This window comes from Apibacter sp. (genome assembly GCF_025291155.1).
Taxonomy (GTDB): domain Bacteria; phylum Bacteroidota; class Bacteroidia; order Flavobacteriales; family Weeksellaceae; genus Apibacter.
In genome coordinates this window covers 1-11,795 of the sequence record NZ_JAMBJZ010000067.1, presented here as the reverse complement: position 1 = coordinate 11,795, position 11,795 = coordinate 1, and the positions used below count along the sequence as shown (strand labels likewise).

At 33.8% G+C, this 11,795-nt stretch carries 8 protein-coding genes; all 8 read left to right on the top strand.

Features of this window, described 5'->3' with window-relative positions:
• Window positions 1–573: 573 nt before the first annotated feature.
• The 8 genes from M3Z80_RS07200 (at window position 574) to M3Z80_RS07165 (ending at window position 11,665) form a co-directional block, all read left to right on the top strand.
• Window positions 574–2,070, top strand: coding sequence for a 2-isopropylmalate synthase (locus M3Z80_RS07200; RefSeq protein ID WP_293918865.1), 1,497 nt, complete (start codon window positions 574–576; stop codon window positions 2,068–2,070).
• Between the two features lie 37 nt (window positions 2,071–2,107).
• Window positions 2,108–3,502: a 3-isopropylmalate dehydratase large subunit gene (leuC, locus tag M3Z80_RS07195; protein ID WP_293918864.1), complete on the top strand. Its 1,395-nt coding sequence runs from the start codon at window positions 2,108–2,110 to the stop codon at window positions 3,500–3,502.
• Between the two features lie 16 nt (window positions 3,503–3,518).
• On the top strand, window positions 3,519–4,115 hold the full coding sequence (leuD, locus tag M3Z80_RS07190) for a 3-isopropylmalate dehydratase small subunit (protein WP_293918863.1): 597 nt from the start codon (window positions 3,519–3,521) through the stop codon (window positions 4,113–4,115).
• A 75-nt stretch (window positions 4,116–4,190) separates the two neighbouring features.
• A complete protein-coding gene (locus tag M3Z80_RS07185; RefSeq protein WP_293918862.1) occupies window positions 4,191–5,702 on the top strand; it encodes an alpha-isopropylmalate synthase regulatory domain-containing protein in 1,512 nt (503 codons plus the stop codon).
• A gap of 82 nt (window positions 5,703–5,784) precedes the next feature.
• Complete coding sequence (gene leuB / locus M3Z80_RS07180) at window positions 5,785–6,855, top strand: 3-isopropylmalate dehydrogenase (RefSeq protein ID WP_293918861.1); 1,071 nt, start codon at window positions 5,785–5,787, stop codon at window positions 6,853–6,855.
• 564 nt (window positions 6,856–7,419) lie between these two features.
• Window positions 7,420–9,246: a dihydroxy-acid dehydratase gene (ilvD, locus tag M3Z80_RS07175; RefSeq protein ID WP_293918860.1), complete on the top strand. Its 1,827-nt coding sequence runs from the start codon at window positions 7,420–7,422 to the stop codon at window positions 9,244–9,246.
• A gap of 30 nt (window positions 9,247–9,276) precedes the next feature.
• Window positions 9,277–10,983 (top strand): biosynthetic-type acetolactate synthase large subunit, encoded by a 1,707-nt coding sequence (ilvB, locus tag M3Z80_RS07170; protein ID WP_293918859.1) that lies wholly within the window; start codon window positions 9,277–9,279, stop codon window positions 10,981–10,983.
• Window positions 10,984–10,993: 10 nt separating this feature from the next.
• Window positions 10,994–11,665: a class I SAM-dependent methyltransferase gene (locus M3Z80_RS07165; protein ID WP_293918858.1), complete on the top strand. Its 672-nt coding sequence runs from the start codon at window positions 10,994–10,996 to the stop codon at window positions 11,663–11,665.
• Window positions 11,666–11,795: the final 130 nt, after the last annotated feature.

Here is an 11,795-nt window from a genome sequence, read left to right as displayed (position 1 = left end):
TGTTTTATCTAATTTTTTAAATACAGATTGACATTTGTAATAAATCCTCTTTAACATCAATGTTATATAATACTAAGTAATCACCTAGTAAAAGAATAAATAACAATTTTTAGCAAAAAATAACCGAAAGTATCTAAATAAAAGGTATTTAAAAAAAGTTAATTCAACTAAACATTGGGATTTAAGCAATATTTATTTAACATTATTTTAAATTCTATTAAATTCTTAAAAAAATTTGAAACAAAAACACGTTTTTTTTAACAATTAACAATCACATAGCAATAATTATCCTTTATGTATTATTTTTAGAATATTTTTTTGAATTTAAATTAAAACTAAAATATTTTTTTACCCTATTTATTTTGGTATTTAGAAAAATTATCATAATTTAGCGGCCAATTATAATTAATAAAACGAATGTCATTGTTTACTAACATAATTAGCATTATTCTGATTCTGGGTAAAACTCAGAGTGAGTAACGCTTATGTTGTAAATTATACAAAATATAAAAAGCCTTTCTCACTCCAAGGGGAAAGGCTTTTTATTGTTTATTAATCACAAAAGAAAACGATATAAAGATGGATAAATTATTCATTTTCGACACTACTTTACGGGATGGAGAACAGGTACCCGGGTGTCAGTTAAATACAATTGAAAAAATAGAAGTTGCTAAAGCATTAGAAGAATTAGGAGTAGATGTTATTGAAGCCGGTTTCCCGATTTCAAGCCCTGGAGATTTTAGCTCAGTAGAAGCCATTTCCAAAGCAGTAACAAGACCAACCATCTGCGCTCTAACTCGCGCTGTAGAAAAAGACATAGAAGTAGCAGCCGATGCTCTTAAATATGCGAAGAAAAAAAGAATACATACAGGAATTGGAACTTCCGATTACCATATTAAATATAAATTTAATTCTACTCGAGAGGAAATAATCAAAAGAGCTGTTGCAGCAACCGCCTATGCTAAAAAATTTGTTGAAGACGTAGAATTCTATGCTGAAGATGCCGGAAGAACAGACAATGAATATTTAGCCAAAGTGGTTCAGGCAGTTATAAATGCAGGAGCAACAGTAATAAATATCCCTGATACTACCGGTTATTGCCTTCCTACGGAATATGGAGAAAAGATAAAATATCTGATGGAACATGTGGATATGAAAAACGCCATTTTATCTACACATTGTCATCAAGATTTAGGAATGGCAACTGCCAATTCTCTTATGGGAGTTATAAATGGGGCTAGACAAGTGGAAGTTACCATGAATGGAATTGGTGAACGTGCAGGAAATACTTCTCTAGAAGAAGTTGTTATGGCAATTAAAAGCCACAAGGAATTAGCTATAGAGACAAGTATTAATACCAAAAAATTATATCCTGTAAGTAAAATGGTTTCCAGCTTAATGAATATGCCTATCCAACCCAATAAGGCAATTGTTGGAAGAAATGCATTTGCTCATTCCTCTGGAATACATCAGGACGGCGTATTGAAAAACCTTTCAACCTATGAAATTATAGACCCTAAAGAAGTAGGTATTGATGACAACGCAATCGTTTTAACAGCCCGTAGTGGACGCCATGCTCTTAAAAACAGATTAAACTTATTGGGAATTAAAGTTGAATCAAATGAATTAACCACTATCTATGAACGATTTTTAGAATTAGCTGACAAAAAGAAAGATATTAACGACGATGACCTATTAATTCTTGTTGGAAAAGAACCGAATGAAAGCAATCGTATTAAATTGGATTTTCTACAAGTTACATCTGGTAAAGGCGTTAAAAATGCAGCGATTGTTACCTTAGATATTGCCGGAGAAAAATTCACCTCTACTTCCTTCGGAAACGGTCCTGTCGACGCAGCTATCAATACAGTTAAAGAAATACTCAAAAAACAAATGACTATTCATGAATTTTTAATTCAAGCTATTAATAAAGGAAGCGATGATTTAGGGAAAGTACATATGCAAGTAGAATATAATGGCAAAAACTATTATGGCTTTGCAGCAAATACAGATATTGTTACTGCTTCTGTGGAAGCCTATATTGACGCTATAAATAAATTTACCGTTTAACATTTATAATTAAACCAATTAAAAAAGAGAATATACCATGAAAACACTTTTTGACAAAATTTGGGATGCTCATACGGTTACTTCTATACAAGATGGGCCTACCCAATTATATATAGATAGGCATTTTTGCCATGAAGTTACCAGCCCTCAAGCCTTCAACGGACTAAGAGAAAGAGGATTAAAGGTTTTCAGACCAGAACAAACCACACTTACTGCTGACCATAATACACCAACCTGCAATCAAGATCAGCCGGTAAAAGACCCTATATCCAAAAAACAATTAGATACACTTTCTAAAAATGCAGAAGAATTTGGACTTACATTATATGCACTTGGAAACGAAAGAAATGGAGTAGTTCATATCATCGGACCGGAAAATGGATATACCCAACCGGGTATGACTATAGTTTGTGGAGATAGCCATACTTCTACTCATGGTGCTTTTGGAGCTATTGCTTTTGGAATAGGAACCAGTGAAGTTGAAATGGTATTAGCTACTCAATGTATTCTTCAAAGTAGACCTAAAACCATGAGAATTAACTTTAATGGATCTTTAAGTGACGGAGTTACCGCTAAAGATTTAGCATTATTTATGATTTCAACCCTTACTACGGGAGGAGCTACCGGATATTTTGTTGAATATGCGGGTGAAGCAATTCGAAATCTAAACATGGAACAAAGAATGACCCTTTGTAATTTAAGCATCGAAATGGGAGCACGTGGAGGGTTAATTGCTCCTGATGAAACAACATTCGAATATCTTAAAGGTAAAGACTTTGCTCCTAAAGGAGATAAATGGAATGAAGCTATCGAATATTGGAAAACTCTAAAAACAGATGAAGGAGCTAAATTCGATAAAGAATATACATTTGACGCTTCTAAAATTGAACCTATGGTTACTTACGGGACCAATCCAGGTATGGGGGTTTCAATAACCGGATCTATACCAACATTAGAAGGGTTGGATGAAACAGGTAAAATTTCTTTTATAAAATCATTGAATTATATGGGCTTCAATCCAGGAGAAAAAATGGAAGGAAAGCCTATAGACTATGTGTTTATAGGAAGTTGCACTAATGGAAGAATTGAAGATTTTAGAACTTTTGCAAATTTTGTTAAGGGTAAGAAAAAAGCAGAAAATGTTACAGCATGGTTAGTTCCCGGAAGTCATCGAGTTGCTCAACAACTTATCGATGAAGGTTTGTATGACATTTTAGAAGAAGCAGGATTCGAAATACGTCAACCCGGTTGTTCTGCATGCCTTGCTATGAATGATGACAAAGTTCCAGCAGGAAAATATGCGGTTTCTACCACTAATAGAAATTTTGAAGGAAGACAAGGACCAGGCGCCAGAACTATTTTAGCCAGTCCATTGGTAGCTGCAGCCGCGGCTGTAACCGGAAAAATAACCGATCCTAGAAAATTAAACTAATTCTATAAAAAACAACATGGAAAAATTTAAAACGATAACATCAACATACATTCCACTTCCAATAGAAAATGTGGATACAGACCAAATAATACCGGCACGATTCTTAAAAGCAACGAATAAAGAAGGATTCGGTGATAACTTATTCGCAGATTGGAGATATGATAAAAGTGGAAATCCAAAACCAGATTTTGTATTAAATAATTCTACCTACAGTGGTACAATTTTAGTAGCAGGAAAAAATTTCGGAAGCGGATCAAGTAGAGAACATGCTGCTTGGGCTGTATCAGGTTATGGATTTCGTGCGGTTGTTTCCAGCTATTTTGCAGATATTTTTAAGAACAACTCTCTAAACAACGGCTTACTTCCAGTAGTAGTTAGCCCGGAGTTTTTATCGGATCTTTTTGAAAGCATCCATTCGGACCCAAAAAATACTATTACGATAGATCTTGAAAAGCAATCTATCACAAATAATAAAACGGGAAAAACTGAAATTTTTGACATAAATTCTTACAAAAAAGAATGTCTTATTCAAGGACTTGACGATATTGATTATCTACTATCAAAAAAAGATAAAATCGAAGAGTATGAAAAAAACCGTATTTTTCAATATTAATTACGATTTTATCATTCGTAGATTAAAGTAATATTTCCAACTGGTCAATCATGTTTCATTAATAAAAATAATAGTATGATAGAAATTATGGATACCACTCTCCGTGACGGAGAGCAAACTTCCGGAGTTTCATTTTTAATGCAGGAGAAGCTAAGCGTTGCCCGTCTACTCATAGACATGGGAATAAACCGATTGGAAATTGCTTCTGCCAAAGTTTCTGAAGGAGAGTTTCTGACCGTTAAAAAAATAGCTTCTTGGGCAGAAAGCTCCGGAAACTTGGAAAAATTGGAAATATTAGGATTTGTAGATAAAGGAGCCTCTTTACGTTGGATAAAAGATTCCGGATGTAAAATAATAAATTTACTAACTAAAGGGTCGCTAAAACATGTAACAGAGCAATTACGTAAAACTCCTCAGCAACATTTAGAGGATATTAAGCATGATATTTTACTAGCGCAATCTATGAATATATCCGTTAATATATATCTTGAAGATTGGTCTAATGGAATGATCCATTCAAAAGATTACGTATTTTTTATGCTCGATAATCTTAAAAGTCTTCCCATTAAACGTTTTATGCTTCCTGATACCTTAGGAATACTAAATCCGAATAACACGAAACTTTTTTGTACTGAAATAGTAAATCGTTATCCCGATATTCATTTTGATTTTCATGCTCACAATGATTATGACTTAGCTGTGGCTAATGTAATGGCTGCTGTAGATTCAGGAATCCATGGTATTCATGTAACCATGAATGGATTAGGAGAAAGAGCAGGAAATGCACCATTACCTAGCGTAATTGCTGTTCTTCATGATCAAATGAAAATAAAGACCTCCGTTAAAGAATTTATGTTAAATAAAGTAAGTCGCGTAGTAGAGACTTATTCGGGACAAAATATTTCTTCTAACCAACCAGTAATAGGCGAAAATGTTTTTACACAAACTGCAGGAATTCATGCTGACGGAGACAATAAAAACAATCTTTATTACAATGATCTTCATCCGAATAGATTCGGTCGTATCAGAGAATATGCTTTAGGTAAATTATCAGGAAAAGCTAACATTAAAAAAAATATAGAGGCTTTAGGCATAGAACTCGATGAAAAAGATATGATCAAGGTGACCAATCGCGTGATTGAATTAGGAGATAGAAAAGAGATTATTACACAGGAAGACCTCCCCTTTATCATATCCGATGTTTTAAACACTAATGAAAATGAAAAGAAAGTAAAAATTCTTTCGTATGCATTAGTTTTAAGTAAAGGTCTGCACCCAACCGCCTCTATAAGAATGGAAATAGATGGTAAAACATATGAACAAACTGCATCTGGAGATGGACAGTATGACGCTTTTTCCGAGGCGATCAGCCTTATATATGAAAAATTAAATAAAGCCAAACCCATTCTTACTAATTACAAAGTAATTATTCCTCCCGGAGGGCAAACAGATGCTTTAGTTCAAACCGTTATATCTTGGAAGCTCAATAACTATGAATTTAAAACCAGAGGATTGGATGCTGACCAAACCGAAGCTGCCATTAAAGCAACTGAAAAAATGTTGAACATTATTGAAAATTTACATTGAAATTAATTTTGTAAAAAATAATTGTTTCAACATTTTAAAAAACATATTATACTAGAAAAAAATAAATAAAAGAATATATAAAATGAAATTAAATATAGCCGTATTACCGGGAGATGGAATTGGCCCTGAGATTATTGCTCAGGCTTTAGATGTAACTAAAGCTATATGTGCCAAATTTAATCATGAGCTTGCCTATAAAGAAGCGTTAGTAGGAGCAATTGCAATTGACAAAACCGGAAATCCTTATCCGCAGGAGACTCATGAACTTTGTATGAATTCAGACGCTGTTCTTTTTGGGGCAATCGGAGATCCAAAATATGACAATAATCCTTCTGCCAAAGTTCGTCCGGAACAAGGATTATTGAAAATGAGAAAAGATCTTGGTTTATATGCAAACCTTCGCCCTATCAATACGTTTCCTTCACTATTACATAAATCCCCTTTACGACCTGACTTAGTTGAAGGTGCAGATTTTATGTGTGTCAGAGAATTAACGGGAGGTTTATATTTTGGACGACCTCAAGGAAGAAGTGAAGACGGAAATACCGCTTATGATACTTGCGTTTATACTAGAGAGGAAATTGAAAGAATAGTTAGATTAGCCTATAAATTAGCTGGACAGCGAAATAAAAAACTTACTATAGTTGATAAAGCAAATGTGCTTTGCTCATCTCGTCTATGGAGGCAAGTTTCTCAGGAGATTGAAAAAGAATTTCCAGATATTGAAACTGAATACATGTTTGTTGATAATGCTGCAATGCAAATTATTCAATGGCCGAAACGTTTTGATGTATTGGTAACTGAAAACCTATTTGGAGATATTTTAACAGATGAGGCTTCCGTTATTACAGGATCTTTGGGAATGTTACCTTCAGCTTCAATCGGCATTCATACTTCTGTTTTCGAACCTATACATGGCTCTTATCCACAAGCAGCAGGGAAAAATATAGCAAATCCACTTGCTACCATACTTTCCGCTGCCTTGATGTTCGAATATGCTTTTGATTTAAAAAAGGAAGGTGCTTTGATTAGAAAAGCGGTAGATGCTTCTATGGAACAAAAAATTGTAACAGAAGATATCGCTTTCGAGGGAAAAGCTTATTCAACCACTGAAGTTGGAAAATGGATTGTTAATTATATCCAAAATTCATAATAAAAAAGGACTTCTTTACAAAGGAGTTCTTTTTATATTCAATCTTATTATTTTAGATTTTTTTAGAAACTATTGTGTAATTTAAGTAAAGATACGAGACAATTTAAGACAAAAAATACAGACTTCTTAATAAAAATATTTTAACAATTTAATTTAATCTATTTTTTTTATACTAAACCTCTAATTTTATCTAATAAATAAAAAATTAAAGAAATTTCACACTTAATAAATTAATACAATATAAATAATATATTTTTTTTTTATTTTTAACATTAAATTAGGATTTACTTTTATCAAATATTATTTTATTTACAAATAATATTTGGACATAATAAAAAACTATCTTAATTTTGTCTCACTCTTATAAGTTATAAAAATATATAATTAAAAACTAATGTCTCATTTAAACTACATACTCTTATTAAACCTCATTCTGGTCAATATTTGTTAATCAGGGGGAGGGATGTTAGTAGAATCTATTGTAGTTATAAAATATCATAAGCCCTTTCTCCCTATTAAGGAAAGGGCTTTAATTTTATAAAGAAACAAAAATAAACTAAAAAAATGAAAAACCAGTTAAGAAGTCACACCAGTACCCATGGTAGAAGAATGGCTGGAGCCCGCGCTCTATGGAGAGCAAACGGAATGCAGGAGGAACAAATGGGTAAACCTTTGATTGCAATCGTCAATTCATTTACCCAATTCGTACCCGGGCATGTGCATTTACATCAAATAGGACAATTTGTAAAATCGGAAATAGAAGCATTAGGATGTTTTGCTGCTGAATTTAATACCATTGCCATAGATGATGGTATTGCTATGGGACACGACGGAATGTTATATTCTCTTCCTTCTAGAGATTTAATTGCTGATAGTGTTGAATATATGGTAAATGCTCACAAAGCTGATGCAATGATATGTATAAGCAATTGTGATAAAATAACACCTGGTATGCTCATGGCTTCTATGCGATTAAATATTCCAACTATTTTCGTTTCCGGTGGACCTATGGAAGCAGGAGAATTAAATCATCAACATTTAGATCTAATTGATGCTATGATTAAATCTGCAGATTCCACTGTATCAGACAAAGAAGTCAATGCCATTGAACGATCTGCTTGTCCTACTTGTGGTTCTTGCTCTGGTATGTTCACAGCAAATTCTATGAACTGCTTAAATGAAGCAATCGGATTAGCCTTGCCCGGAAATGGCACCATAGTAGCAACCCATGAAAATAGAAAAAAACTATTTAAAGATGCCGCTGCCTTGATTGTAAAAAATGCTTACAAATATTATCGTGATGGAGATGATTCCATATTGCCAAGAAGTATTGCTACGAAACAGGCTTTCCTCAATTCTATGGCTTTAGATATTGCTATGGGTGGATCTACGAATACAATCCTTCATCTTTTAGCCATCGCAAATGAGGCACAGGTGGAATTCACTATGGACGATATAGATTCCTTATCTAGAAAAATACCTTGTCTATGTAAAGTTGCTCCGAATACAACAAAATACCATATTCAAGATGTAAATCGAGCCGGTGGTATTATGGGTATTTTGAATGAATTAGCTAAATCAAATTTAATCAATACTTCTACCTACCGAATTGACGGTTATACATTAAAACAAGCAATAGAAAAATATGATATAACTACGGAAGCTCCTAATCAAGAAGCATTAAATTTATATAAATCAGCTCCTGGGAATAAGTTTAATTTAGTAATGGGATCACAAAATTCAGCCTATCCTACCCTTGATACCGATCGATCTGAAGGATGTATTCGAGATATGGAACATGCTTACACTAAAGACGGTGGGTTAGCTATATTAAAAGGTAATATAGCTTTAAACGGATGTGTGGTAAAAACGGCGGGAGTAGACGAAAGCATATTTAAATTTACAGGTACGGCAAAAGTATTTCAATCACAAGATGCTGCTTGCGAAGGAATTTTATCAGGAAAAGTTCAGTCCGGCGATGTCGTAATCATTACCTATGAAGGTCCAAAAGGAGGCCCAGGAATGCAAGAGATGCTCTACCCTACTTCCTATATAAAATCAAAACATTTAGGAAAAGAATGCGCTTTAATTACTGACGGAAGATTTTCAGGAGGAACTTCCGGTTTATCCATAGGACATGTTTCCCCTGAAGCTGCAGCCGGAGGAGCCATAGGTTTGGTAGAAGACGGAGATATTATTGAAATTGATATTCCTAATCGTTCTATTAACGTTAAAATATCCGATGAAGAACTGGAATTTCGAAGGAATCAAGAATATTCAAAAGGTAACGAAGCATTTAAACCCAACAGAGAACGTAAAATTTCAAAAGCATTAAAAGCATACGCTAGTATGGTTAGCTCAGCGGATTTAGGTGCAGTAAGAATAATATAATTAATGACTTAAATAATAAGAATAAAGACTATGAATACTAATATTTCAGGAAGTGAGGCTTTAATAAAATCCTTGCTTAAAGAAGGTGTAGACACTATATTCGGATATCCGGGAGGGGCTATTATGCCGGTATTCGATGCTTTATATGATTACACAGATAAAATCAATCATATTCTTGTACGTCATGAACAGGCAGCTGCCCATGCTGCGCAAGGTTATGCCCGAGCTAATGGAAAACCCGGAATAGTATTAGTAACTTCAGGTCCCGGTGCTACAAATACGGTAACTGGAATTGCAGATGCTATGATTGACAGTACTCCTTTAGTAGTAATATCCGGCCAGGTATTTTCCGGCTTATTAGGAAGTGATGCTTTCCAAGAAGCAGATGTAGTAGGAATTACCAAGCCAATTAGCAAATGGACATATCAAATACGTAATGCAGAAGAAATTCCATGGGCGGTAGCTAGAGCTTTTTATATTGCTAGTAACGGTCGCAAAGGACCTGTGGTATTAGATATTACAAAAGATGCTTTGATCGGACAATTTGAATATTCTCCAAAAGATATTAATTTTATAAGAAGCTACCAGCCGATTCCCGATTTAAAACAAGAAGAAATTCAATCAGCTGCAAAATTAATTAATGAAGCAAAAAAGCCTCTGGCTTTAATTGGACAAGGGGTTATTTTAAGCGGTGCGGAAAAGGAACTTAAAAATTTCTTAGAGAAAGCAAATATTCCCGGAGCGTCCACTATGTTAGGCCTTTCAGCTATACCTACAGACCATCCGCTAAATGTCGGACTTTTAGGAATGCACGGAAATGTTGCCCCAAACATTAAAACTAATGAATGCGATGTTTTAATTGCAATAGGTATGCGATTTGACGATCGTGTCACCGGTGATTTAAATACTTATGCTAAACAGGCAAAAATTATTCACTTTGATATTGATCCTTCTGAGGTTGATAAAAATGTAAAAACTCATGTAAAAGTTCTTGGGGATGCAAAAACTACCTTAGCAGAAGTTACAAAACTTCTCCATGAGAGTAAGCATACTGAATGGCTTGATAGCTTCAAAGAATATGACAGTAAAGAATATGATGCTGTAATCAAAAAAGAATTGTATCCGGAAGCAGGAAGCTTAAAGATGGGGGAAGTAGTTAGAAAAGTTTCCGAAGCTACAAACCATGAAGGAATATTAGTTACCGATGTTGGACAGAACCAAATGATGGGAGTGCGATACTTTAAATACAAACATAGTAGAAGCGTTATTACTTCGGGAGGACTGGGTACCATGGGATTTGGATTGCCTGCAGCTATAGGAGCTAAAATTGGTGCTCCCAATAGAACGGTCTGCTTATTTGTGGGTGATGGAGGGATACAAATGACTATACAAGAATTGGGAACCATCATGCAATACGACATTGATGTGAAAATAATTATTTTAAATAATCATTTCCTTGGCATGGTACGTCAATGGCAAGAATTATTTTTTGATAAAAGATATTCTGAAACTCTTATGAAAAACCCAAATTTCGAAGCTATCGCTAAGGCTTATAATATAAAATCTAAAACCATAAGTGAAAGAGATGATTTAGATAAGGCAATTGATGAAATGATTAGTCATAAAGGTCCTTATTTATTGGATGTACAAGTAGAATTACAAGGAATGGTTTATCCTATGGTACCTGCAGGTTCTTGTGTAACTAACATTTTGTTGGGAGAATCTAATCAACTATAAACTAAAAATTATGAAAACTATTCAATCCAAATTTAATTCCGTCGCACATCAATACGATCAACAAAGAAAGAAATTAATTCCTTGTTTTGACGATTTTTATCAGATTACGGTAGAAAATATAAATCTTTCAACTTCTTCCCCTGAAATCCTAGATATCGGAGCAGGTACCGGATTATTATCTGAATTTATTTTACAAAAATATCCTAAAGCTAAAATCACTTTAGTTGATTTTTCTGAAAAGATGCTGGAAGTTGCCAAAAATAGATTTATTAATAATCCTAATATTAAAATAATCTGTCAGAATTTTACCACGTTAACAGTAACTCAACCCTTCGATGCGGTGGTATCCTCTTTAGCAATTCATCATTTAGAGGATTTTGATAAAATTAAACTTTATAATTCCATATTTTCCTATCTTAAGGAAAACGGTGTATTTATAAATGCAGAACAAATTGCGGGAAATGATGAATTTTTTTCTACACTTTATGACAGATTATGGAGAGCGTATATTGAAAAAAGTGGCTTAGCTCAAGAAGCAATTGAGGCTTGCTTTGAAAGAATAAAGTTAGATAAAAGAAGTCCTTTGCCAGAGCAATTGAATTGGCTTAAAAGTGCAGGATTTAAAGAGGTTGATTGTCTTTATAAATATTACGACTTCGCAGTTTTATATGCTAAAAAGTAAAATCATGAAAAATAAAACGTTATACACTGTTACCATATTTTCTGAAAACACGGTGGGACTTTTGGGTCAGGTTACAAGTGTTTTTACCAGAAGATTTTTAAATATAGAAACTTTATCAGTATCTCCATCT